This window comes from Undibacterium sp. (genome assembly GCF_030683615.1).
Taxonomy (GTDB): domain Bacteria; phylum Pseudomonadota; class Gammaproteobacteria; order Burkholderiales; family Burkholderiaceae_D; genus Undibacterium; species Undibacterium umbellatum.
Genome location: NZ_JAUXQE010000037.1, coordinates 195,548 through 219,960, shown reverse-complemented (window position 1 = coordinate 219,960; position 24,413 = coordinate 195,548). Strand labels below are relative to the sequence as shown.

The window sequence follows — 24,413 nt, the reverse complement described above, 5'->3', positions numbered from 1 at the left end:
TATCCCGCGGGGTAACCCCGCAGAGGCACTATGGACTTGCGTCTGAGCGCCAGCTTGCAGGGTCCGCCGCAATGCGAAGATAGAGCATGCAATCGTGCCTGTCAATCCTCGCATTCCAAACGTCAGCTATTACTCGCTATATTTTTCTATGGCTCTTTGGTAGGCCGGACGTGCCGCGACCATATCAACAAAGCGTGTCAGGTTAGGGAATGCCTCGCGACCAGCACCGCGCACTGCTGACTGAATGGCGAAGGATAATTGTATGTCTGCGCCCGTCAAGCTGTCGCCAACAAAGTAATCACGGCCTTCCAGCTCGCTATTCAGATAACTGAAATGGTTTGCCACCTCGCCGTTGATACGTGGGTGCAGCGGTGCGCCAGCTTCACCCAGGCGACTCACATACAGCTTCAGCAGCAGCGGCAACATGGCTGAACCTTCAGCATAGTGCAGGAACTGCACATAGCGGTTGTAGTCAGTCGTGCCGACTGCAGGGGCCAGACGGCCATTGCCATAGGTGCGTATCAGGTATTCGATGATGGCACCGGATTCAATCAGGGTCTGGTCTTTATCACGCACCACTGGTGCCTTGCCCAGCGGATGGATTTTTTGCAGCTCTGGCGGTGCCAGACGGGTTTTGGGATCGCGGTCATAGGAAATGACGGTGTAATCCAGTCCCAGTTCTTCGAGTAACCAGGTGATACGGCGTGAACGTGATTCTTTTAAGTGGTGGACTTCTATCATGGGAGCCTCGCAGTGTGGGATATTGGGGAAACTGGAAAAACTCATTATGCCCAGTTTTTGCAAAGCCTGCGCCAGCGCTTTCTAATTCGCTAGAGTGCTCGCTCTAGATTTTCTTCAAGGAATCGTCGCCAGCGTCACATCCCTGACATAAGGCAACCCTACTATCTCTCCTTTTCCAGGGGAGTAGCCAGATGCAAAACGATCAGAAGAAAAATTCAAAAGCGCCAGCAAATATTGCCAGACGTGGCTTCGTTATCAAGATGTCTTCCGTCGCTGCCGTCATGGCATCTGGCGGTGTATTGACTGCCTGCGGTGGTTCATCCACAGTATTGAATGGCGAGATGGCAGCCTTTAATTATGGTGTTGCCAGTGGCGACCCCCTGGCTGACCGCGTCATTTTGTGGACGCATGCCAAGATATCGACCGATGCCAGCGTAGATCTGACCTGGCAAATGGCAGCAGATGCGAGTTTCGCTACGGTGCTGTTCTCTGGCAAAGTCACAGCAAGTTCTGGCACAGGTTTTACCGCCAAAGTCGATGCCACAGGCCTGGCTGCCAACACTGAATATTACTATCGTTTCGTGGCACCGAATAATAGCGTCTCCCCGGTTGGCCGCACCCGCACCCTGCCAGTTGGTAATGTCGACCAGGTCAAGCTGGCAGTGTTTTCTTGCAGTGACTATCCTGCCGGTTATTTCAATGCCTATGACAGCGCAATCTCTTCTGGCGCGCAATTCGCCCTGCATCTGGGGGACTATATTTATGAATACAAGGACGGTGTTTATCCACCAGCCGCTTCACAAGTCGCAGGCCGCGTATCTGCACCTGCCAGCGAGATCGTTACAGTAGCCGATTACCGCGCCCGCCATGCCCTGCACAAGGCAGACCCTTATTTGAAAGCCCTGCATGCGCGTATGCCCATGATCACCATTTGGGATGATCATGAGTTCGCCAACAATGCCTGGATAGATAATGCAGAAAACCATAATCCTGCAACGCAGGGTACCTGGGCTGCACGCAAGGCAGCGGCCAGCCAGGTCTATCATGAGTGGATGCCAATACGTTCACCAGACGCAGCCAATCTGCTGAAAATTTACCGTTCATTTGATTTCGGCAATTTGTTGTCCCTGCACATGCTCGATACCCGCATCATCGGTCGCGAACAGGCACCAGACCGCATGGTCGATGCACAAGGCCGTGATGTGGCTGATCCCAAGTTCCTGCCTTATGCCTTTAACAAAAACAAACAGTTGCTGGGCACTACCCAGCAAGCCTGGCTGGATAGCCAAATGAGTTTGTCCAAGGCGACCTGGCAAATCTTGGGTAACCAGACTGTCATGGGCCGTGTGCAACTGCCAGTGTCGGTGCTGCAAACCAATCTGAGCGCAGAATCCGTGACTGCCTATCTGACGGCCAAAGCGACCCCGACAGCGGCGCAAACACAGACGCAAAAAGACTTGCTTGATCCGCTGAAGAATCCCAAAATTTCCTATACCTTCGACAACTGGGAAGGTTATCCAAATGCGCGCGATGCCGTGTTCAACTCCGCTGCGAAATTGAAAACGGCAGGCAAGAAATTCCTGGTCTTGTCCGGTGACAGTCATAATGCCTGGTTCAATAAACTGACACTGCCAGATGGCACGCAAGTAGGTGCAGAATTTGCTGGCATGTCGGTGACTTCCTCCGGTTTTGAAAGTGTGTTCCCGCCATCAGTCGTGCCTCCTGCAACACTGGCAGGCACCATCAAGGCCTTGGTGGATGACATCACTTACATAGACACTTATCGTCGTGGCTATATGCTGATCACCGTCACGCCTACTCAGGCCAAGGGTGAGTATGTGTATGTCAGCACCGTCACCAGTTCCAGCTATACCACCAGCGTGGATACCTTCACTTACGCTGGTTAAGATGAACTGAGACAGGCTCTCTGGCGAAGCCGCTATCTGGCTTCGCCATTCATTTCACTTTGTATTCCATTGCCAGTACTTCGTCATTGGAATCCACTTCGACCTCTGCAAAGCCTAGTTGCTGATACAAATGCAGCGCACCCGGATTGTCGCGGTAGACGCGCAGGCTGAGCACGGGCAAGCCTGTTTCAGTGATGGCCAACTGCATCAGTTGCTCACACAATAGTCTGCCATAGCCCTTCCCACGTGCCGCTGGCGAAACGATGATGCGGCCCAGGTGCACACGTTGTTCATCCCGTGGCCAGAACTGGGCGTATCCGACGATCTTCAAGTTGGCGTCAACCAGGACTATCGACTGTGCTTGCGGCTTTGCCAGTAGTGCGGGCAAGTCATTTTGCTTAAAAGGATAAGTTACGGTGGGCCCAGCCCAGCGTGAGCAAGCTTGCGCACTGGTTATCCAGCGAGCGATCACAGCATAGTCATCCATCAGGACGGGGCGTAAGCTTGGCGACATTTTTATAAACGGTAAGAAAGTGATGTTTGGCATTCATGATTTTACAGTGGCATTTATGAGAAATGCGAAATTGCCCGTTACGTTGACAATATGGAGAATGCCATGAAAAGCACCGCAGCAATTCATATGCAGGAAATGTTAATATCCGCTTACTTTTTATCGACCTCTTTTAGCCTGCATATCCATGTCAACACTGGTTGTACTCGTCGTCCTGTTCGCAGCATTCTTGCATGCTGCCTGGAATGCGGTCATTAAGGTTGGCAATAATAAATACTTTAATACCGTCTTGGTGACTTCCGGTGCTGGCGCGGTTTGTGTAGTGGTCTTGCCTTTTGTACGCCAGCCGGATGCAAGTAGCTGGGTATTCATGCTGGCATCGGTAGCTTTGCAGGTGGTATATTTCTATTTGCTGGCAGCAGCTTACCGGCATGGTGACATGAGCGAGGCTTATCCACTCATGCGCGGGACGGCACCATTGCTGGTCGCGCTGGTCAGCGGCAGTGTCATAGGCGAGGCTGTGCCCGCCTCGCGCTGGTTGGGGCTGGCAATGCTGGTACTGGGCATACTTGGTTTAAGCCTGTCTGGTGAACGCAAAACAGGGGCTGGAAATCAAGCATTATCGAGCCGTGGCTTTGCCTTGCTGAATGCGTGTTTCATCGCCGGGTATACCGTTGTGGACGGTATAGGTGTACGCAAGTCGGGTGCACCTGCTGCCTATACCATGTGGATTTTCTTGCTGACGGCTTTGGTGTTACTGACACTTGTCATGCTCAGAGACAGGCAGACTTTTCTTGCTTATATCAGGGGAAAATATTTATTAGGCATAGCCGGTGGTGCAGGTTCAGTCGCTTCGTATGGACTGGCACTATGGGCAATGACGCTGGCTCCGGTGGCCACCATTGCGGCCTTGCGTGAAACTTCGATCCTGTTTGCTACGGCAATTGCGGCCTGGGTGCTGCATGAAAAAATTTCTGCCAGACGCCTGGCTGCCATCATGCTGGCAGTAGCTGGTGCGGTCGTGATCCGGTATACCTAATCCTTGATGGCTTCAACACTGAAGGACAAAGTCACTTCGTCGCTGACAAAGGGCACGTAGCGGCCAACACCATAATCGCTGCGCAGGATTTTGGTATTGCCATTTGCACCGCAGGCACGCTTCAAGTAGAGGATCATGAAGCGGCACTCGAAATGCGTGATATCTACGGTCACCTTGCGGGTAACATCCTTGATCGTCAAATCACCTTCCACCTGCACCAGCTTGTCTTCATTGAAGATCAGCCTGTTCGACAGAAAAGAGATTTTTGGATATTTTGCAGCATTGAAAAAATTTTCTGAGCGTAGGATATTGTTGAAGGTATCAGAGCCAGTATTGATGGAGTCAGCTTCGATGGCAATTTGCAGGCTGCCAGTCTTGTTATCCATGTCGAGTTCTATGCTGCCACTATTCTTGTCAAAGCGGCCGCGCTGCAAGGACAAGCCCCAGTGCTTGTATTCAAAATTGCTGAAAGTATGCTCAGAGTCGATCAGGTATTTGTCAGCAGCGGCTACCGACAGGCAATAGCCACATAAAAATACTAAAAGGCATTTCTTGAACATGAAAATACCCAATCAAAAAGGCAGTAACAGTCATCATAAGCTGTTACTGCCTGACTTGCCAGTGAGCCGGCCTTAAGGTTTGACGAACTTCAGTGTCATCCTGTCACTTTCACCTATGGCCTGGTATTTGGCTTTGTCTTTTTCCTTGTTGGCCAGGGTAGGTGGCAAGGCCCAGACGCCATTTTCATGGTCGGCAGTATCTTTTGGATTGGCATTGACTTCAGATTTCCCCGCCAACTTGAAGCCTACGCTCTCGGCCAGTTTGATGACATAGCTTTCATGCACATAACCTGTGCTGGCTTTTTCGTCCTGGGTTTTACCGGCTGGCAAACGATGTTCAACCACGCCAAATACGCCACCTGGTTTCAAGGTGTCATAAGCACTCTGGAACAGGGTTTTCATGGCTGGCTCGCCATTTGCTGTCCAGTTATGGATATTCCTGAAAGTCAGCACCATGTCGGCACTGCCTTTGGCTGCATACTCAAGTTTGGCTGGCGGTGCAAACACCCCCATTTCGACCTTGCCGTAGACGGCTGGCGTGGCATTCAGTTTTTGCTTGAAGTTGGCGGCACCCTTGCTGACAGCAGGGTCACCCAGCGCGACGATCATCTTGCCATTGTCGCGCAAATACGGTGCCAGGATTTCGGTGTACCAGCCGCCGCCAGGTGCCAGCTCTACCACTGTCATATTGGGTTTGATGCCAAAAAAATTCAGGGTTTCATAGGGGTGGCGGGCACTGTCACGGACGGTATTGGCTGGGGTGCGTTGTTGCCCTGCGATTGCGGCTTTCAAAGCATCGTCAGCCAGAGCAGCCTGACTGGCACCTATACCAGTGATCATACTCACTGCGAGCAGAAATTGTTTCATGCAAAATCTCCTAAGGAAAAAACATATGACAGGGTGAATCTGTAAACGTTCCACGTAGATGGCAAGCTTTGATCGTGCAGCGCATCATTTGCTTCTCGTGGTTGGTGCTGCCTTGGCGCAATATCAGCACACATTCCGCCAGGCAATCAACAAATACTCGCTAGTGATGCTTGCGCAGAAATGATTATAGGCTCAGACTGTCGCGATTCCATCATGCCCATTTGGCGACACTGTCAGATGATTTCATGAGGGAAAACCAGAGTGAACTACCAGATACAACATGAAAAAATCATCCCTATTAGCGCTGCCGTTGACGGCTACGCTATTGCTGCCATTACTGGCATCTGCCCAAACCCCTGTTTTCCGCTGCGAAGTTGATGGCCGCGTCACCTGGTCAGACCGACCCTGCAAGGGCAATAGCAAGGTCGTCAAAGTCAAGCCCTTGAAATCTGGTGTGCCCAATAATACTAACGGCAAAGCCAAATAAGCGCGTGGTAGTTTGGCTACTGCCTGGCTTGCCCAGCGTCTCTTCGGCCTGTAATAGTCCAGAAGCCTGTCACAAATAGTTTTCCTTTGCAGGAACTTGGCTTATTGACTATAGTCTGACGACAATAAACTATTGAGGAGACCAAGTTGAACAAATCGATTTCTCGTCGTTATGCCACGGGGGCAATGGCTGCCTTGCTGGCACTGGCCAGCCTGCCTGCTGCTGCGGGTTGGTTTACAGGCAAGGGTGTTGAAGGTTCTGGCAATATCCAGAAACAAGACCGTGCCATCAGTGACTACACCAGCATAGACCTCGCCTTGCCAGCCACGCTGGAATTACGCCAGGGCGACAAGGAAGGCGTACAAGTAGAGACAGACGATAATTTGCAAGCCCTGGTGGAAACCGTGGTCGAGAATGGTCATTTGAAAATCCGCAGCGCAGAGAAAAATACTTACCCCAGAACCAAGGTACTGAACATCATTGTCTATTGTAAAAATCTGGACAAGATTGCTGTCAGTGGCTCGGGCAAAATCTGGACTGACAAACTGCTAGCCAAAGACTTGCAAGCCAGGATAGGCGGTTCAGGTGATATACAAATCAAGTCCTTGCAGGCGGGCAACCTGAAAGTTGCGATAGGTGGTAGTGGCAATTTCATGGCAGCAGGCAGTGCCACTGAATTTGACGGTACCATAGGCGGCTCAGGTGATATCAAAGTCGACAAGCTGGAAGCAAAAAATGTCAAAATCAAGATAGGTGGCTCGGGTGTAGCCCTGGTTTGGGCCCGGGACAAACTTGATGTCAGCATAGGTGGCTCAGGAGATGTTGCCTATTATGGCGACCCCAATATCAGTAAATCCATCGGTGGTTCTGGCAGGCTGACACGCAAGGGGAATATGCCTGGTTGAGAGCGTGTTTAAGATATTATTGGGCGTGTGTGATCTAGGCTGATGTGCTGTGTTTATGTTGCTCTGACCCTGTCGACACACGCTCGCTAAAGGTCCTAACCCCTTTCTTATCGCAAGGGCATATAAATATTGCTCAACAAATCTGCGGGTGCAGTATCTCGCGGATTGTTCAGATATTCTTCAAACGGCGGTGCATCATCTATCTCTTCACCGGATGCTGGCAGCCAGACGCCAAAGAACCAGCGGTATACTGGCTGCATGTCCGAGTAAGGGCCTTTATAAGTCAATACCGCATACTTGCCACCGCGCAGTTCAGTCAAAGACAAAGGTTCCTGTAGTGCCTGCTCGGGCAGGGGCTGAGGTGCACTGATACAGGCTTTGGAACGCAACTTGTCTTCTTCCACTGTCATCGCATCGTCATAGTAAATCCCTATCCAGCGGGTATCTTCTCTGAATAATTGCCGTGATGCGGCGCAGCCAGTCAGGATGTCGAAGGTCTTGCTGATGCTCATGTAACTGCCGGTATTCTCTATGCTCAGCAATTGTACCGGTGCGATACTGGTGATGCTGACCGGGAAGTGCAGGTCGCCACTGAGTTCATCCGGCAGCGGGAACTGCTGATGGCTGCCTTCCTTGCGGTAACGTGCCGGTGGTTGCCCATATACCGAAGCAAAGATACGGGTGAAAGATTGCAGGTTGGGGTAACCAGAAAATTCTGCGATCTGGTCTATCGCCATGTCACTACGCGCCAGCAGAGTTGCCGCTCTTTGCAGACGCAGGCGTTTGACGGTTGCCACCACGCTCTCGCCATGGATGGCGCGGTAGATACGGTGCCAGTGATAGGGCGACATGCAGGCGATTTCGGCCAGCTTGTTCAAGTCCAGATCTTCATCAAGATGGGCATGCAGGTAATTGGTGACGCGTGAGAGACGACGTTCATAGCTGACTTGCAGGGCTGGACTGGTGGACAATGCGGACATGCTGGCCTTGGTGGAAATGTTGTTGCTGCTTATTTTATACCTATGTAGATGGCTGCTTGTTGTGACCCCTGATATTCTTCAAAATCAGTCAGATAAAGGCGTTCATGTGCTGTATCACTGGAAAAATAAGACCAGACCTTGCCCCAACCCTCTATGATGGCAGCAGGCATTTCACCTTCGCAGTCAAACACCATATAGCGTCCCGCAGCAATCTTGATGCTGGCGAAATCTGCCGGTGCTGAAGTCACAGCGACGCCCGCAGTCACGTCAAACATGCCACTCGCATCGCTTTCATAATTTGAATACACACCATAGATTTTTCCATCGCCGGTTTTTCCTGGTAAGGTCTCTGGTAAATTCCTGGTAAAGAATTGTCCCCACAGTGGCCCTATCTTGCCCTTGGCATTGTCGGCCTCATCTGCATTACGGGTGCGTACTTGCAGGCCGCTGATTTGGAAGCTGTCTACTGTTACGATTTTTGTTGGCATGTTTTTATCCTTTTAGAAAAATGATGATGTGACTTACTTCTTCATGGGTTGACGTATGATGGTCTTCCAGTTTTCTGGCGCTGCCTTGCGTATATCACTGAGATAAATCTCATGATGCTTGCCTGTCAGCTTGCCGTGCTCGTTGATGTACTGATGCAGGCGGTCTATGGTCGGGCCTTCCTCAGTGAATGGGCCTTTGTGCAGGACTTGTGCGCAGTGACCTTCTGCAAAACTTTCAAAACGTAATTGCTGCAATGCTGGCAGTGATTTCTTCTTGCCCGCTGCAGCGATGGCTTCGGTCGCCATTTGCGCAGTGATAAAGTCAGGCTGCATGATCATCATGGTCCAGCGCCATTCTCCTTTACGGTCCGCCACGAAGGCGGCCATGTCATCTGCCCACCACAGACCTTCCAGTGGCATGACGACATAGTCAATCGCCGCACTGCTTTTCTTGATCATGAACTTCAGGGTATAGGACACCGTAAACAGGGCTTCCACGGCGGCGCTATAGTGATCAGAAGAATTTGGATCACCCTGGCCGTCTATCATGAGAAAATTAAATGCAGGGACATCTACCCCAGTCACACTCTTGGCTGATGCCTGATAGACAGATTTCAATTGTTTCTTCAAATCCAGTTTTTCCATGATGATGGGCTGTTCTTCTTGTCAGAGAAGTAGGTACCTTAGCATGAAGGGATTTGACAAATCTTGCGGACTTGCAGCAGATCGCTATAAAAGGGAAATGATGAATACCATAATGGACACCAATTTGACGATACGTTGTGCCACGGAAGCTGACATCGCCGCCATGCAAGCACTGATTGCCCGTTCCGCAATACAGCTCAGCGCAAACTTTTACACACCAGAGCAAGCACTGGCCCTGCTGACGCATGTATTTGGAGTCGACACCCAGCTCATCCATGACCAGACTTATTTTGTCATTGAAGAACATGGCAAGATGATGGCCTGCGGTGGCTGGAGCAAACGCAAGACCCTGTTTGGCGGCGACCAGGCCAAGCGCGGCGTAGATGAACTGCTAGATCCGGCGACAGAAGCGGCACGAATACGCGCTTTCTTTGTAGAACCGTCAGCGGCACGACGTGGCCTGGGCCGTCTTTTACTGGAACATTGTAGCGCCCAGGCGCAGGCCGCAGGTTTTGCCGTGCTGGAGCTCGCGGCTACCATGCCGGGTGAGCCGCTTTATCTTGCCTGTGGTTTCCAGGTGTTTGAACGCTTCCAGATCGATTTGCCAGGCGGCGTGATTGCCCCGCTCAGCCGCATGCGCAAACTGCTGGCTTGATGTATGCACGATTGATTTATTTGCATACTGTTTATTTATGCTTGATGTGCTGCCACGAACCCAGACGATGATGGCGTGGCGTGGGCTGCGCATTTATGCGCGCATTGAGCCTGTCGATCCAGGCGCGCCAGCTTGCCCATAAGTTGCCGAATATGCTGTCAGGCTGGTCTTGTGTGGCAAGCTTGGCGCCATTTCCAGTTTTTCTATTCATGTTGTTTCCCTATGCAATGCTGTTCACCGGGGCAGTATAGGTGTTAAGCTACGCACAGGAAATCGACAAATTTGCGCTTTTCATACGCATAAATGCACAGTATGCCCGCTTCAAATATACCCATCCCTGAAGGTCCAGATGCCGCACGTCTGGACTGGGATGATTTGCGCTATCTCCTCGCAGTAGCGAGAGGCAGTTCGTTATCAGCCGCCGCAAGAGTGTTGAGAGTCACACATTCCACAGTATTACGCCGTGTAGAAGCCATGGAAGCAAAGCTGGCCGTGCGCCTGTTTGAGCGTTTGCGCACAGGCTATGTCTGCACAGAAGCTGGCGAAAGCCTGCGGCGTGCCGCTGAACAATGTGAAACCCTGATCGCACAGGCTGAACGCGAAATCGTCGGTGGCGATACCCGTCTCACTGGACATGTGCGCGTCACCACCGCCCATGTTGTCGCCATGTACTTGCTCCCCGCTGCATTGGCAACATTTCATGCCCACCACAGCCAGATTGAAGTTGAGGTGCGCACTGCTCGTGCCAGAGTGGATCTGGCGCGACGCGAAGCCGACGTGGCAATACGCATGTCGGCTGACGTGCCTGATACCCTGGTTGGGCGCCAACTAGGACAAGTCAGGATACGCGTGTATGGCTGGCATGCGGCACCTTGTTTAGCAACAATCAAGCCACAAAGCCTGTTGCCGCTGGAGGCATTAACGCGGGATTTTCCCTGGATAGGTTTTGATGGTCAGGACAGGAGTTATGACCGCTGGGTTGATACCTATGTGCCATCCCAAGTCGTGGTGGCACGTGCAGATCATTTTCCCAGTGCGACAGCCCTGATCAAGACCGGCATGGGTATTAGTATCTTGCCGGAATTTGTGGCCAGTGATGTGCCCGGTTTGCGCGCGCTGTCTGAACCAATTCCAGCTCTGCAGTCACCCTTATGGATGTTGACCCATGTGGATCTGCGCAATACAGCAAGGGTCCGCGCCTTCATGCAGATTGCCGGTAATGCACTGGAAGCGGCATTGAAATAGTGCAAGGATTGATGCACTGCAATTAAGAGCGAGCCGTAAACGCAAAAAGCCCACCAGGGGTGGGCATTCCATTCATTCCGGCAAACTGACAACAACCCATGCTATCTGCGTGGTGTCATTGATTGGTGCATCACCCGTGCTATCTGCGCGGTGCAATGTGGGGGTGTTTGCCTGTTCCTGCTGGTCCGCTATAGTTCGGTCCATGACAGGAGGTACCACGAATGAGATCCTTCAACACTTCACTACACCATTTCCCGGTTTGCATAGACATGCAAAACCAGCCGGTGAGAATGAAGGCGCTTTGGAGTAGGCTGAGCTTACTCTGCGGTCTTGTTCACAAGATGCACTATGCATCCAGAGGACTCATACCAATGATATGAGTTCTAATGACAATACCATTTTCCCTAAATCCATGCTATCTGCGTGGTACCAAGGGCCGGTAAGTATCATTCTGCGCATCAGCATTTTGTACTAGACATAAACACTGACAGATGAAGGGTGTCGCCATGCGATTGACTAACCCCCAGCAACCCATGCTATCTGCATGGTGCCACTGGCCGGTAATACTGAATTAGTCAAAAGCACTGCGACCAACAAGGTCAATGAAGACCTTGGTCTGATATTAGGACAGAACTTGGATGTTGCTGGCTTTGTCGCCTTTAGGACCGGCTGTGCGCTCGAAAGACACACGCTGGTTTTCGCTCAGGCTTTTGAAACCGCTGGACTGTATGTCCTGGAAGTGGGCGAACAAATCAGCACCACCTGCATCAGGAGCGATAAAGCCGAAGCCCTTAGCATCGTTGAACCATTTAACTATACCTGTTTGAGTACTCATGTTTTTTTCCTTTTGATAAAAGCATGGGCAAAATCGCCCAAAATGGACTTGTAAGCAAGTGATAAAACCAGTGGAAAAAAGACAGAACAGCCAGAGAGATAAAGCTATGCGGAATTGGGACCAACAAATTAAGGACTTGATGCAAGTACAGGACGGAATATACACGTTTACTTTGGAAGTGCCTAATTTTATTTAAAAATATTTTTGAAGGTATATGAACAGCGGCAACTAATTACTTTGCTGCGCCAACGGATAGAAGCAGGTCCTCCCAGATAATTGTGTCTGAAAAAATTGCTCATCTTCATAGGAAAGCAAATAGTAAAACTGTGCAGTGTAACAATTGATTTTCTTGCTTGACAAGGGGGTGGGTGAAAGTGATTATCTAGTGTTAAAGGCAAGTTAAAAACAAGATGTTTTCAGTCCCATTCAGTCCAAAATTAACCGCATTTATGAAAGTGACAGGCAATGAAACATTATTTTGAATACCAGGATTCCAAGTCTTACAAATTTTGGCAAGTTGAAATAGAAGCGAATACCTTGAATGTGAAATACGGCAAGATAGGCACCGCAGGCCAGGAAAAAATCAGCAGCTTTGATACGCCAGAAAAAGCACAAAAAGAAATGGAAAAGCTGATCAGTGAAAAAACCAAAAAAGGTTATGTAGAAAAAACCGATGCCAGCGCAAAAAAAGTGGCTCGACGCATAGGCGTTAGTTACGACGAAGCAGAAGAAGGCAAGACCTTGCTGGAAAAGGTCACCGCTTTTCTGGACAGTGCCCAGGCTACAGAAGTGGAGTCACTGGTGATTGCTGCCTGGGAAGAAGCCTATGATTGCGGCCCGCAAGAATCCCTGGACCTCATGATAGCCAATCCAGGAAAACTGCCGCAATTGAAAGAATTGTTTGTTGGTGACATGGATTCAGAAGAGTGCGAGATATCCTGGATCACACAGGCAGATTACACAAATCTGTTTGCAGCCTTTCCTTCACTGGAACGCTTGCATATCAAGGGTTCCAAAGACCTGATCCTGTCCTCTCATCCCCTAACGCATGAGCATCTCAAAGCATTGACCATAGAATGTGGTGGCCTGCCCAAAGTGGTCATAGAAAAAATTGCGACGGCGCAATTGCCCAATCTTGAATATCTGCAACTGTATATCGGTGTTGACGAATACGGCTTTGATGGCAAGATCGACGATTTGCGTCCTTTCATGCAAAAAGGACTGTTCCCTAAGCTGAAACATCTGGGCTTGGTGGATAGTGAAATTGCGAACGAGATTGCAACTGAAATTGCACAGGCATCGGTGCTGGAGCAACTGGAAACCCTGGATTTGTCCATGGGCACACTCAGTGACGACGGTGGCCGTGCATTGCTGGAAAGCAGCAAGATAGCCGGGCTCAAGAAACTGGACTTGCATTACCATTATCTGTCGAATGACATGATCAAGGAATTCAAAAAATTATCTATCCTCGTCGATGTCACTGACCAGCAAGATCTTGAAGACGAATGGCGTTATCCTGCTGTCACCGAATAAAGTCAGATGCAGAAATCCCGCTTTGTACTGATAGGTAACCCTGAAAACCGGCGCGTACATTTTTTCCAGGACGCATTGCAGCAGGCAGGGCAGGAGGCTGCCCTGGTCATCCCTTATCTGAGTATCCTGAATGGTGAATGCGAACTGCCTGATGTACTCAGAGATGGTGACACTCTAAGGATAGAGTCACCCGGTGAAAACTTTGCCGTGGAAAAGAAAATACTCGCCCTCGGCGACCTTGAAAATGCCAGCGGCTTGAAAGATGAACGCGGCAGGATTTATCACCCGCGACTATGGTTCCAGGGTTTTTCTAAATTGATGACATCTATAGCGCAGCAGGCTGGGCATGTGAGCTGGTTCAATCACCCTGACGATATTGTCAGCATGTTTAACAAGCCCTTGTGCAAACAAATATTACCAGACTATACGCTACCCAGACTGCCGGTCTTTTCCAGCTATGATGAGTTTTTTGCTTACGCAGAATTGCAGGCATACAGCCGCTTCTTCATCAAACTGAATTCCAGTTCATCTGCATCGGGCATCGTTGCTTATGAATGCAATAAGAGAAATGGCAAAGAGCAGGCTTACTCTACTGTAGAGATCGTGCACGGTCTCGATGGTGAGCGTTACTACAATTCACTGAAAATAAAAAAATATACCGCGAAAAAAGAGATAAGAAATATCTTGAATTTTTTATTTACGGAAGGTGCTATGGTAGAAAGCTGGATACCCAAAGCAAAGCATGAGGACAGCTCTTATGATTTGCGGGTAGTTGGTATCGCAGGCCAGCGCAGGCATGCAATTGCCAGACTCAGTCGTGGCCCCATGACCAATCTGCATCTGGGCAACCAGCGCTGTGCTGTTGATGAGTTGGAGTTGTCCACATCCACCTGGCAAGAGATCGATACCTTGGTAGAAAAGACCATGCAGGCTTTTCCGCGCTCGCTATATGCCGGGCTGGATATCCTGTTGCCCAGAAATGATAAAGCACCGGTGCTGCTGGAAGCGAATGCCTTTGGTGATCTACTTCCTAACTTGCTACACAATGGGGAGAATACCTATCTGGCAGAAATCAATGCAGTCCTGGAAAGGCAGAGGCTGGCTTATGCTTAGTAAAAAAAAAGCGAGTCTGCTTTTTGATATCGACAATACTCTGGTAGACAGGAATGCCGCCTTCCATGCGTATATGCAGAATTTCATCAGCAGGAATCAGGCAGCATTGGCTGAAGAAGATATGTCGCAGGTGCATGCAGAAATGATGGCGCTGGACTGCCATGGCAGAAAAGACCGCAAGCTTTTTTGTCATGAGGTATTGCAGAGTTTCCCAGGACTTCCTTACACCGTAGAAAGCTTGTGGGAAGATCACATGTCACTACCAGTTTTTGTGAGTCCAGATAAGGTACTCAATGAGATGCTGGAACGCTTATCTGCTGATTACCAGCTCATGATTCTTTCCAACGGTTCTGCAAATATGCAGCGTCGAAAACTGCATCAGGCGGGTCTCGCCGATTATTTTGAGCATATCTTTATTTCTGCTGAGGTGGGTTGTGCCAAACCTGATCATCGCTTGTTTTCACATGTCTTAAGCCACTGTCGCCATACCAGTGTAGTGATGATAGGTGATGACTACATCAATGATATGCAGCCAGCTATGTCCATGCATTTGAAAACAGTTTTCATCAATCCTGAAAATGAAACCGTCGCTATCAGGCCAGACTTTGAGTTGTCCAGCATCCATCAACTTGAGGAGGCGCTGGCATGCATGATATGAACCAGATCGTAGGCAAGAGCAATATTCTCTTCATTACTCTTGATACACTGCGTTTCGATGTTGCACAACAGGAGCTTGCGGCAGGGCGCACGCCTTTTTTTGCCAGTTTGTTGCCAGCAGGCTGGGAAGAGCGCCATGCTCCCGGTTCTTTTACTTATGCATCGCATTGTGCTTTCTTCGCTGGATTTCTTCCTACTCCGGCCAGACCTGGTGTGCATGAACGCCTGTTCTCATTGAAGTTTGCAGGCAGTGAAACCACAGGTACGTCCAGCTATTGTTTCGATACGCCAGACATCGTCAGCGGTTTTTCTGGCATTGGTTACCGCACTATCTGCATCGGTGGGGTCGGCTTTTTCAAGAAGCAAAATCCACTGTCTTGCGTCTTGCCCAATCTGTTCCAGGAAAGTTACTGGCGGCCTGAGTTTGGCGTCACCGATCCTGAATCAACCAGGCATCAAGTTGAATTTGCTCAAGAACTGCTGCAAGAAAAACCTGATCAAAAAGTATTTTTATTTATGAATTTATCTGCACTCCATCAACCCAACTGTCATTACCTACCGGGTGCTGATGCTGCCGCCGGTGACAGCCTTGCCACTCATGCTGCGGCATTGCGTTATATCGACAGCCAGTTGCGGCCCTTGTTTCAGACGCTCAATCAAATGGGCGATACCTTCGTGATTCTCAGTTCTGATCATGGCACCACCTATGGCGAAGACGGCTATACCGGGCACCGTCTGGGACATGAGAAGGTTTGGACTATTCCCTATGCTGATTTTCATATGCGCAAAGGGAGTCTGTCATGACAGATGTTGGTAATACGTTTCGCCGCTATCTGGAAGAGACCAATCGTTTTCAAAGCTATCTGTATTCTTACCCGCATAAAACAGCGTACAGGGCTTTTGAGGAAAAACTGGATTTGAAAGAATTGTGGGCAACAGAGAAAAAGCATGCGCTGTATCTCTACACGCATATTCCTTTTTGCCGCATGAAATGCTCGTTCTGTAATTTGTTTACGGTCTCGCATCCCAAAGAAGACCTGGTCAGTCTGTACCTGAAAAAAATCCAGTTGGAAGCAGAAGTCGTGCGTGACGCGCTTGGGGATTTCAACTTTGCCGGTTATGCCATCGGTGGTGGTACACCCAGTCATCTGGAAGTCAGCCAGTTGGAGCAATTGTTCAATGTGTACACCGATGTATTGGGCCTAGATTTGAAAAACACACCGGGCTCCTTCGAGATATCACCTGATACCATCAATGATGAAAAACTAACTTTCCTGTCGCAACATGGGGTGCAACGACTCAGCATAGGCATACAAAGTTTCATCGAATCCGAAGCGCGTTCGGTAGGGCGGGTCCAGCCAGAAACCTTGATGGAACCATTGCTGGAAAAAATAAGCAGCTATCAATTCCCGGTTTTTAATCTGGATCTGATTTATGGCATCCCTGGACAGACACCGGAGACCTGGCTGGCATCGCTACAAAAAGCGGTACAATTCCAACCGACGGAAATCTTCCTTTATCCCTTGTATGTGCGCCCATTGACTTCGATTTTCAAGAAGCATATCAGTATACAAAACGAAGACATACGCAGCAGGCTCTATCGCATAGGACGGGACTTATTGCAGGCTAATGGTTATGTGCAAGACTCCATGCGCCTGTTCCGCAAGCCGGTAGATGGTTTGCGTGAGAGTTCAGAATATTCATGTCAGGAAGACGGCATGATAGGTCTGGGTACGAATGCAAGGTCTTACACAACAGATGTACATTATTCGACAGAATATGCCGTATCCAAACCCAATGTGGCAGCGATCATCGACGACTATGTGGCTAAGGAGCGCGCTGACTTCATGGCGGCAAATTATGGTATACGCCTGTCTGAGGATGACAGAAAGCGGCGCTACCTGATCAAGTCTTTGCTGAAGGCGCAAGGACTGGATGGTGCGCATTACCAAAGCATTTATGGCACGGATGTCTATACTGATTTTCCGGAACTGCAAATCCTGCTGGAAATGAATCTGGCACAAGAAAACGCAGGTCGCATGCAATTGCAGGGTGAGGGTATGGCTTATTCCGACCTCATTGGTCACTGGTTTATTTCGCCCGCTGTAAAAAACAAGATGCAGGAGTATGTCGTCAAATGAGCCTGAAAGTCATTTATCGCGGACACCTGACAGATTGCAACTACAGTTGCGAATACTGTCCGTTTGCCAAAGAGAAAAACAGCCGCGAACTGCAGGCGCTGGATAAAAAAGATCTGGACAGATTTGTCGATTGGGTAGAGCAAAACAGCAGCGCAGCCCAGCCCATGGAAATCTTTATTACACCTTATGGTGAAGCCCTGGTGCGTAAATGGTATCAGGAAGCTGTGATACGTCTGTCGCATCTGCCTCACGTGAGCAAGGTGGCGGCGCAAACCAATCTGGCCTGGAATACACAATGGCTCTCGCGTTGCAATATCCAGACTACAGCTTTGTGGACGACCTATCATCCCGACTTTGTGACGGAAGAAAAATTCCTCAGCAAATGCCAAGAACTGGCCGCACTGCAAATACGCCATAGCGTAGGTGTCGTGGGCTTGAAACAGCATTTCCCGCAAATTGTTTCTCTGCGCCAGCGCCTGCCTCAAGATGTGTATATGTGGATCAACGCCTACAAGCGTGAAGTTGATTATTACTCGGAGGAAGAAATTGCTTTTCTCGAGAACATCGATTATTTGTTCAGCTTGAACCTGCCCTGGTATGAAAGCATGGGTAAAGCTTGCAAAGCTGGCAGTGAGGTAGTGTCTATCGAAGGTAATGGCGACCTGTTCCGCTGCCACTTCATCAAAACCCGCAAAGGCAATATCTTCACGGACCCACTGGCAAGTCTGCTCAAGAAGGAAGTTTGCAGTAAAGCGACTTGTCATTGCCACATAGGTTACATCCATCTCGATGACATGAAATCGCATGAAGTGTATGGCAGCGGTTTGCTGGAAAGAATACCTGTGCGTTTTGCCAGGTAAGTGGCAAATCAGGTAAGCAGTTTTTCCTTATATGATTTTTTAATTCTTTTAACTGAAAACAATCGTTTGTCGTCTATGGGCAAGGAAGTAATATCGGTTGAACTTAAAGCTCACTAGCATGGAAAGTGATACCGTATGAATATAACTTCAAATTTAGCCTTAGCCCTGCCACAGCGACGAAATGCCTTACTGGTAACTGCCTTGCTTGCTGCCTTTTCTGCAATGTCTGCACAGGCTCAGGAGATCATCCCGTCGCAAGCAGATACCGTGATCGTGACTGGTACGCGCAGCATCAAACGTACTGTGTCTGACTCTGAAGCACCGGTCGATGTATTAACTTCCAAAGAGTTGCAATCGACAGGTTCCGGCGAGCTGGCAACGGTGTTGAGCCGTTTGCTGCCTTCTTTGAACTTCCCGCGTCCTGCCGTGGCAGACGGTACATCTGCCAGCCGCCCGGCGCAATTGCGTGGTCTGTCACCTGACCAGACACTGGTTCTTGTGAATGGCAAACGCTGGCATACATCGGCTGTCGTGAATGTGAATGGCACGGCAGGGCGTGGTTCTTCACCGGCGGATTTGAATACCATCCCCATCAGTTCCATCGACAAGATAGAAGTCTTGCGTGATGGCGCAGCAGCACAATATGGTTCAGATGCGATCGCTGGTGTCATCAACATCATCCTCAAAAAAGGGGCAGATGGCGGTGAAGTGCAAGTGGGTGGTGGCCAATACAGCAAACGCGATGGTACACAAGCCAGCCTGAGTGCCAACTTTGGCACAGCACTGGGCGACAAGGGCTGGGCGCGTTTTACCGCAGAACTGCGCAACCAGAATGAAACCAACCGTGCGGGTGCTGATTTCCGTAATCCGCTGGAACCCATGTACGGAAGAGTTAATCAGGTACAGGGTGACCCCAAGCTGCAACAGATCAACCTGGGTGCCAATGCCTCGCTGGCGCTGGCAACTGATATAGAACTGTACGGCTTTGCCAATTACAGCCGCCGCAACACCGATGCTGCAGCGACCTGGCGCACGGCCTACACCACAGGCACGACCTTGCGCACCCCGCAGTACCCAAATGGTTTTCTGCCGAATGAAGCAGGAACGAATACGGACGTGTCTGTCGTAGGTGGTGTCAAAGGCCGTAGCTATGGCTGGCGCTGGGATGCCAGTGTCAATTATGGGTCCAGCGAATTCAGCCTGGATGTCAACAATACCGTCAACCTGAGCCTGGGTGCCACCAGCCCGAAGAAATTCTATGCAGGCAAGTTGAAAAATACCCAGACCCTGGCAAATTTTGATGCGGCCAGGGAGATAGAATTCGCTGGCCTGGCAAATCCGCTGACGCTGGCGCTTGGTGCAGAATACCGCCGTGACCAATATGAAATCGGCGCGGGTGAAGCAAATTCTTATTTCGGTAGCGGTGCCCAGGGCTTCTCTGGTTTTCAGCCTTCAAATACAGGCAGCTTCAGCCGCCACAGCGCAGCTATCTATGCCAACGTCGAAGCTGAACTGAGCAAGCAACTGAGCGCTTCGCTGGCTTTGCGTCATGAGAATTACAGCGATTTTGGCAGTGTCACTTCTGGTAAATTGTCTGGGCGATTTGAGTTCACTAAAGAATTTGCCTTGCGTGCTGCAGCGTCGAATGGCTTCCGTGCACCTTCACTGGCGCAGCAGAATTACACCATCTCAACCACTAATCTGATCACCATCAATGGCAGTTCTCAATTGGTGGATACCGGTACTTTTGGTGTTGCCACGGCTGCGGCCAAAGCTCTGGGTGCTGTACCACTGCAAGCAGAAAAGTCTCGCAACTACAGCCTTGGTGCAGTCATACAGCCTGGTAAGAATGCAACTCTCAGTATTGATGCTTACCAGATCGATATTGATAAACGCATCCTGTACTCTGGCAATCTGGTCTTGCCTGCGGCTTTGCAAAGTGTGTTGGCGCAGCAGGGTGTACTGGTAGGTGCAGCCCGTTATTTTACCAATGCGCTGGATACCAAAACCCGTGGTGTTGATATTGTTGGCTCGTATCAGATTCCCTTGTCTGGAACAGACAAGCTGGGCTTCACCGTGGCATATAACCACAACGACACGACAGTAAAAAATGTCGCAGCCAATCCGGCGATTTTGACGAAAAACAATCTCTTGCTGATAGACAGACAAACCATCAACCGAGCCACCGAGGCGACGCCAAAGGACAAGTTCAGCATTGCTGCTGACTATACTTTTGCCAACTGGAATATCCATGGCCTGGCCACGCGCTATGGCAGCTTTGTCTCACCACAAAACAGCGTTACGCTGGACCAGACATATAGCGCCAACTTGGTGCTGGACCTGGCTGCCAGCGTCAAACTCGGTAAATGGACTATCAGTGCCGGTGTCGATAACCTGACTGACAAATACCCGGACCAGGTGACATCGGCAGGTAATTTGAATTCTGGCGGAACCCTGCCTTATTCCACATTCTCGCCATATGGTTTCAATGGTCGTTACTACTACGCGAAGGCTGCTTACGCATGGTAATGATGTGATTTGAACATTTGCTTTACTAAGGGCTGCTTGATGCAGCCCTTTTTCTTTTGCATCTCTGTACTTGGGATAATTATTAAATTGCGGCATTTATTTACCGTTAAACGATAAATAAATCTTGTATTTCGAAATTATTGATTTAGAATTCACTTCATCAATTCAATCAGGAGTTCCAAATGCAAGTTCAGAAACATGCCAGGATTGCCAATATTCGCAAGTTGAGCAGATATTTTCTCTTTCTGACCGTGCTTACTATGGTCATCATTGCTATTGGCGGCATTGGTTTTCCTATTTTCTTGATGACGGTATCTTCTGGCGACTTGACGGTGACCGAATACCTGGCGCGAGCAGCAATAATGGACGATGGCTATTTCTCGCTGCTGAAAGAGGGCTTGAGTTTGCAGTTAAAAGTTGTTGCAGGACTTGCCTGGGTCGTTTGGAGTGCTGTGATTGGGCTGGTACTCGTCCATATTAATCAATTATTGACTTGCTTCCATGAAGGAGAAATTTTTAACAAGAAGGCCATCTTTCATGCCAGACGAGCGTTCAACATCAACTTGATAGTCGTTGCTTCAATGGTGGGCGTGGATTTCCTCTCCATCCTTTTGAGTCATATCTATCCAAGCAATGGCAATACGGGTGATGTAGGCCACTTTATTGCTCGCATATTTGATCACCTGACATGGATAGGTTTTTTCCTGCTCTTGCTCTGGTCGCTGGAAATCGGCGTAGACCTCAATGAAGAAGCTGAACTGACCATCTGAGGACGCTATGCCTATTACTGTTAATCTTGATGTCGTCCTCGCCCAGCGCAAGATGCGTTTGAATACCCTGGCTGAGCTCGTCGATATCACACCACAAAATTTATCTGTGCTAAAGACCGGCAAGGCCAAGGCGATACGTTTTGATACGCTGGAAAAAATCTGCGAAGTATTGGCATGTCAGCCGGGTGATATTCTGGCATACACGCCTGACACTGAATCAGACTGATGCACTATCAGGAAACTTGCCCACATACCTGGCACGCGGACGTATGAGCTGGCCAGTGTCTACCTGCTCCATTGCGTGGGCTATCCAGCCCGCCGTGCGGCCCAATGCAAACAGGATTTGCGCAGCACCCGGTGGTAATTGACAGGCAATTTCAACTGCCACCAGGCCAAAGTCTATATTCAGTTTTTGCCCTGTCAGGTGTTCTGCCAAATCCGCCACGGCAAACAAGTCTGCATGCTTTTTCCTGTCCAGCGTCTTCATCAGCAGGGCGCCGCGTGGGTCGCCATCCGGGTAAAGCGGATGAGAGAAACCCGGCAGCCTGGGTGAGAAATGCTCATGCGCATCATGGTTGTGCAGGCGTTTTGACAAGAAGCTGCTCACATCACATCGAGGTGTCACCAGTGCAGCACGCAGCATGCGGCTGACACGCAGGCTTTCACCACCGTGTTTGGGGCCTGAGAGCGCAGCCAGTCCAGCTACCAAGGCCATACCCATGTTCGCACCTGCAGAGGTGACGCAGCGCACGGTAAACGTCGAGACATTCAATTCATGATCAGCGCTGACGACCAGGGCTGCGCGTATTAGTTCTGCTTGTTCCTCGTCCAGCTGCCATGCTGCAGCAAGTTTTTGGTGAAATGTCTGGTAGTCGGGTGCAACCCCTAATAGTGCTGCAGCCATCAGGTGCATCCATAGCATCGCCTTTTGGTGAGTATGGATGTCAGGCATTTCTTCTACTGTGTTAGCCAGCAGGGGCAATATGCTGACGGCTCTTTCGTATGGCGGAAGATGAGCTGTCAGGTCCAGAAACCCGGGCCATAGCGTAATCAGGGCAGTCAGGCAAGTCTGGGGAAGATCAGGATTTGCTTCGCAATCCCACAGAATCCATGCAGTCTGTTCCAGCGTATGCGTGCCTGCGAGTTCATCGACTGCATGACCACGGTAATACAATTTTCCATTCTTTACCTGGGTGATTTTGGATTCGAGGACAGGCACTCCCCAGTCTATCGCTGATTCGGCAGCGCCGCCTGCCCGCTTGTTGTCGCTAGTGCGTGCCAGCAGGCGCAATACCTCTTCTTTCAAGTACCGTTTCGCTCTTTGTCCCTGGTGCTGCTGCGATTGCAGCAAGCCTCGGCTGACGTAAGAATACAAGGTCGGCAGGCTAACGCCGAGCAATTCGGCGGCTTGTCTGGCAGTGAGGGTGTTATCCACGATTAATTTATATTGATAGGCTGAATCAAGATTGACCACAAGGTGATGCAGATTCTAGACTGCAAGCATACACATCAGATCAGATGTGTGCCAGTTTGATTTTATTCAGGAGCGCATCATGTCGGCAGCAGCATTATTGGCATCCTTATGGGAAATGGGCGGTGGAAAGCCTGAGGCTTTGCAGCAGCTAAGTTTCAGCGGCGAAAGCGCGCAATTACCATCGACATTCCAGGTGGGTGATGTGGCCTCTGCCAGTATTGCAGTGCAAGCCCTGATGGCAGCACAGTTATGGCAGGATCGAGATGGAGCTGAACAAAAAATCACGGTGGACAGACGTCATGCCCTGGCCATGTTCAAGAGCGACCGTTATCTCAGCGTTAATGGCAAACCTGCCGATGACCCTTGGAGCAAGATAGCCGGATACTACCAGGCCGGCGATGGTCGCTGGATACAATTGCATACCAATTTCCCGCATCACCGTGATGGCGTACTGGCAATATTGCAATGTGCAGATGAGCGCACAGAAGTTGCCAAAGCCATCGTTGGCTGGAAAGCGGCTGAGCTGGAGCAGGTACTCGCCGATGCAGACATGTGCACCTCCATGATACGGACAGAGCAGGAGTGGAAGGCGCATCCGCAGGCACAGGCCATTGCTGACTTGCCATTGTTTGAAATCAGACGCATAGGCGATGGCCCTGTCGTACCTTGGACGCAGGTAAATGGACAACGCCCCTTGAGCGGTGTGCGGGTCCTGGATTTATCCAGGGTGATTGCAGCACCCGTAGGCGCGCGCACGCTGGCTCAGCATGGTGCTGATGTATTGGCGGTCAGTGCGGAACACTTGCCGAATATTATGCCGCTGGTGATGGATACTGGCCGTGGCAAACGTTCAGCGCAACTGGATCTGCGTGACGCAGGAGGGCGACAGCAATTGCATGAACTGATAGGCGATGCCGATGTTTTCATGCAGGCATACCGACCCGGTTCTTTGTCCCAATTAGGCTATTCTGCAGAAGAATTATGTGCACTGCACCCTGGTCTGATACACGTCAGCCTGTCAGCATATGGCCATGTCGGCCCCTGGGCAAAAAGGCGTGGCTTTGACAGCCTGGTGCAATCGGCCAGCGGCATTGCAGATGCAGAAGGGCAGGCTGTATGTAGTGCAGCGCCAGGTAAACTGCCTTTCCAGGCACTCGATCATGCAACAGGTTATTTGCTGGCCTATGCAACCATGCTGGCCTTGCAAAAACGCGCCATTGAAGGTGGTAGCTGGCAAGTCAGGGTCTCGCTGGCGCAGACAGGACGCTGGCTGCAAGCCATGCCCAGGCGTGGTTTGCATGAAGATGCTGCGGAATTGCGTGCTGAAGAAATTGCCGGTTTTTTGCAGACTTCAAACTCAGGTTTTGGCCAGATACAGACGATTGCGCCGGTTGAGAAAATGAGTCTGACACCAGCACGTTTTGAATTGCCCGCACCAGTATTGGGGCAACATGCAGCAGTGTGGATGTAG

General features: G+C 50.2%; 27 protein-coding genes. 16 read left to right on the top strand and 11 right to left on the bottom strand.

Features of this window, described 5'->3' with window-relative positions:
- Nucleotides 1–129: 129 nt before the first annotated feature.
- A complete protein-coding gene (locus tag Q8K39_RS20635; RefSeq protein WP_305263104.1) occupies nt 130–786 on the bottom strand; it encodes a glutathione S-transferase family protein in 657 nt (218 codons plus the stop codon).
- Nucleotides 787–932: 146 nt separating this feature from the next.
- Between Q8K39_RS20635 and Q8K39_RS20630 the strand changes: the two genes are divergently transcribed.
- A complete protein-coding gene (locus Q8K39_RS20630) occupies nt 933–2,648 on the top strand; it encodes an alkaline phosphatase (RefSeq protein ID WP_305263103.1) in 1,716 nt (571 codons plus the stop codon).
- Nucleotides 2,649–2,697: 49 nt separating this feature from the next.
- Here Q8K39_RS20630 and Q8K39_RS20625 read toward each other — a convergent pair whose 3' ends face one another.
- Nucleotides 2,698–3,162, bottom strand: a complete 465-nt coding sequence (locus Q8K39_RS20625; RefSeq protein WP_305263101.1) for a GNAT family N-acetyltransferase — start codon at nt 3,160–3,162, stop codon at nt 2,698–2,700.
- Between the two features lie 184 nt (nt 3,163–3,346).
- Between Q8K39_RS20625 and Q8K39_RS20620 the strand changes: the two genes are divergently transcribed.
- A complete protein-coding gene (locus tag Q8K39_RS20620; protein WP_305263099.1) occupies nt 3,347–4,198 on the top strand; it encodes a DMT family transporter in 852 nt (283 codons plus the stop codon).
- Here the strand turns inward: Q8K39_RS20620 and Q8K39_RS20615 are convergent.
- Both Q8K39_RS20615 and Q8K39_RS20610 read right to left on the bottom strand, forming a co-directional pair.
- Complete coding sequence (locus Q8K39_RS20615; RefSeq protein WP_305263097.1) at nt 4,195–4,758, bottom strand: YceI family protein; 564 nt, start codon at nt 4,756–4,758, stop codon at nt 4,195–4,197. The two genes, Q8K39_RS20620 and Q8K39_RS20615, sit on opposite strands and share 4 nt — an antisense overlap.
- A 72-nt stretch (nt 4,759–4,830) precedes the next feature.
- Nucleotides 4,831–5,625, bottom strand: coding sequence for a class I SAM-dependent methyltransferase (locus Q8K39_RS20610; protein WP_305263095.1), 795 nt, complete (start codon nt 5,623–5,625; stop codon nt 4,831–4,833).
- Between the two features lie 280 nt (nt 5,626–5,905).
- On the opposite strand from Q8K39_RS20610, the gene Q8K39_RS20605 reads away from it, so the two are divergent.
- Nucleotides 5,906–6,112 (top strand): DUF4124 domain-containing protein, encoded by a 207-nt coding sequence (locus tag Q8K39_RS20605; RefSeq protein ID WP_305263093.1) that lies wholly within the window; start codon nt 5,906–5,908, stop codon nt 6,110–6,112.
- Nucleotides 6,113–6,258: 146 nt separating this feature from the next.
- Nucleotides 6,259–7,017 carry a head GIN domain-containing protein gene (locus Q8K39_RS20600; RefSeq protein ID WP_305263091.1) on the top strand — a complete coding sequence of 253 codons (759 nt, stop codon included), beginning with the start codon at nt 6,259–6,261 and terminating at the stop codon, nt 7,015–7,017.
- 107 nt (nt 7,018–7,124) lie between these two features.
- Here the strand turns inward: Q8K39_RS20600 and Q8K39_RS20595 are convergent, their stop codons facing one another.
- Genes Q8K39_RS20595 through Q8K39_RS20585 form a run of 3 tightly spaced genes read right to left on the bottom strand, consistent with a single transcriptional unit; the run spans nt 7,125 to nt 9,130 of the window.
- Nucleotides 7,125–7,997 carry a GyrI-like domain-containing protein gene (locus tag Q8K39_RS20595; RefSeq protein WP_305263089.1) on the bottom strand — a complete coding sequence of 291 codons (873 nt, stop codon included), beginning with the start codon at nt 7,995–7,997 and terminating at the stop codon, nt 7,125–7,127.
- 29 nt (nt 7,998–8,026) lie between these two features.
- A complete protein-coding gene (locus Q8K39_RS20590) occupies nt 8,027–8,485 on the bottom strand; it encodes a GyrI-like domain-containing protein (protein WP_305263088.1) in 459 nt (152 codons plus the stop codon).
- Nucleotides 8,486–8,518: 33 nt separating this feature from the next.
- The gene (locus Q8K39_RS20585; RefSeq protein ID WP_305263086.1) at nt 8,519–9,130 is read right to left on the bottom strand and encodes a GyrI-like domain-containing protein; all 612 of its coding nucleotides are present in this window, start codon (nt 9,128–9,130) and stop codon (nt 8,519–8,521) included.
- A gap of 97 nt (nt 9,131–9,227) precedes the next feature.
- On the opposite strand from Q8K39_RS20585, the gene Q8K39_RS20580 reads away from it, so the two are divergent.
- Entirely contained in the window at nt 9,228–9,785 is a 558-nt protein-coding gene (locus Q8K39_RS20580; protein ID WP_305263084.1) for a GNAT family N-acetyltransferase, read from the top strand.
- A 31-nt stretch (nt 9,786–9,816) separates the two neighbouring features.
- On the opposite strand, the gene Q8K39_RS20575 is transcribed toward Q8K39_RS20580, so the two are convergent.
- Nucleotides 9,817–9,996, bottom strand: a complete 180-nt coding sequence (locus tag Q8K39_RS20575; protein ID WP_305263082.1) for a hypothetical protein — start codon at nt 9,994–9,996, stop codon at nt 9,817–9,819.
- Between the two features lie 101 nt (nt 9,997–10,097).
- Here Q8K39_RS20575 and Q8K39_RS20570 point away from each other — a divergent pair, with 101 nt between their 5' ends.
- Complete coding sequence (locus Q8K39_RS20570; RefSeq protein WP_305263080.1) at nt 10,098–11,030, top strand: LysR family transcriptional regulator; 933 nt, start codon at nt 10,098–10,100, stop codon at nt 11,028–11,030.
- Between the two features lie 72 nt (nt 11,031–11,102).
- On the opposite strand, the gene Q8K39_RS20565 is transcribed toward Q8K39_RS20570, so the two are convergent.
- The gene (locus Q8K39_RS20565; RefSeq protein ID WP_305263079.1) at nt 11,103–11,234 is read right to left on the bottom strand and encodes a hypothetical protein; all 132 of its coding nucleotides are present in this window, start codon (nt 11,232–11,234) and stop codon (nt 11,103–11,105) included.
- 418 nt (nt 11,235–11,652) lie between these two features.
- Nucleotides 11,653–11,865 (bottom strand): cold-shock protein, encoded by a 213-nt coding sequence (locus tag Q8K39_RS20560; protein WP_162043691.1) that lies wholly within the window; start codon nt 11,863–11,865, stop codon nt 11,653–11,655.
- A gap of 465 nt (nt 11,866–12,330) precedes the next feature.
- On the opposite strand from Q8K39_RS20560, the gene Q8K39_RS20555 reads away from it, so the two are divergent.
- The 9 genes from Q8K39_RS20555 to Q8K39_RS20515 all read left to right on the top strand — a co-directional run bounded on the left by Q8K39_RS20555 (nt 12,331) and on the right by Q8K39_RS20515 (nt 21,694).
- Nucleotides 12,331–13,398 carry an STM4015 family protein gene (locus Q8K39_RS20555; RefSeq protein WP_305263076.1) on the top strand — a complete coding sequence of 356 codons (1,068 nt, stop codon included), beginning with the start codon at nt 12,331–12,333 and terminating at the stop codon, nt 13,396–13,398.
- A 6-nt stretch (nt 13,399–13,404) separates the two neighbouring features.
- Entirely contained in the window at nt 13,405–14,511 is a 1,107-nt protein-coding gene (locus tag Q8K39_RS20550; RefSeq protein WP_305263074.1) for an STM4014 family protein, read from the top strand.
- The gene (locus Q8K39_RS20545) at nt 14,504–15,169 is read left to right on the top strand and encodes an HAD family hydrolase (RefSeq protein ID WP_305263073.1); all 666 of its coding nucleotides are present in this window, start codon (nt 14,504–14,506) and stop codon (nt 15,167–15,169) included. Before Q8K39_RS20550 ends, Q8K39_RS20545 begins: the two co-directional genes overlap by 8 nt.
- Nucleotides 15,157–15,972, top strand: coding sequence for an STM4013/SEN3800 family hydrolase (locus Q8K39_RS20540; RefSeq protein WP_222616588.1), 816 nt, complete (start codon nt 15,157–15,159; stop codon nt 15,970–15,972). Before Q8K39_RS20545 ends, Q8K39_RS20540 begins: the two co-directional genes overlap by 13 nt.
- Nucleotides 15,969–17,309, top strand: coding sequence for an STM4012 family radical SAM protein (locus Q8K39_RS20535; protein WP_305263070.1), 1,341 nt, complete (start codon nt 15,969–15,971; stop codon nt 17,307–17,309). The genes Q8K39_RS20540 and Q8K39_RS20535 overlap by 4 nt, the downstream gene beginning before the upstream one ends.
- The gene (locus Q8K39_RS20530; protein ID WP_305263069.1) at nt 17,306–18,169 is read left to right on the top strand and encodes an STM4011 family radical SAM protein; all 864 of its coding nucleotides are present in this window, start codon (nt 17,306–17,308) and stop codon (nt 18,167–18,169) included. The genes Q8K39_RS20535 and Q8K39_RS20530 overlap by 4 nt, the downstream gene beginning before the upstream one ends.
- Before the next feature lie 135 nt (nt 18,170–18,304).
- On the top strand, nt 18,305–20,698 hold the full coding sequence (locus tag Q8K39_RS20525) for a TonB-dependent siderophore receptor (RefSeq protein ID WP_305263067.1): 2,394 nt from the start codon (nt 18,305–18,307) through the stop codon (nt 20,696–20,698).
- 182 nt (nt 20,699–20,880) lie between these two features.
- Nucleotides 20,881–21,468: a hypothetical protein gene (locus Q8K39_RS20520; RefSeq protein WP_305263065.1), complete on the top strand. Its 588-nt coding sequence runs from the start codon at nt 20,881–20,883 to the stop codon at nt 21,466–21,468.
- A 7-nt stretch (nt 21,469–21,475) separates the two neighbouring features.
- Nucleotides 21,476–21,694: a helix-turn-helix transcriptional regulator gene (locus Q8K39_RS20515; RefSeq protein WP_186954997.1), complete on the top strand. Its 219-nt coding sequence runs from the start codon at nt 21,476–21,478 to the stop codon at nt 21,692–21,694.
- Here the strand turns inward: Q8K39_RS20515 and Q8K39_RS20510 are convergent.
- Nucleotides 21,686–22,903 (bottom strand): citrate synthase family protein, encoded by a 1,218-nt coding sequence (locus Q8K39_RS20510; RefSeq protein ID WP_305263063.1) that lies wholly within the window; start codon nt 22,901–22,903, stop codon nt 21,686–21,688. The genes Q8K39_RS20515 and Q8K39_RS20510 overlap by 9 nt on opposite strands.
- A gap of 118 nt (nt 22,904–23,021) precedes the next feature.
- On the opposite strand from Q8K39_RS20510, the gene Q8K39_RS20505 reads away from it, so the two are divergent.
- Nucleotides 23,022–24,413, top strand: a complete 1,392-nt coding sequence (locus Q8K39_RS20505) for a CoA transferase (RefSeq protein WP_305263062.1) — start codon at nt 23,022–23,024, stop codon at nt 24,411–24,413.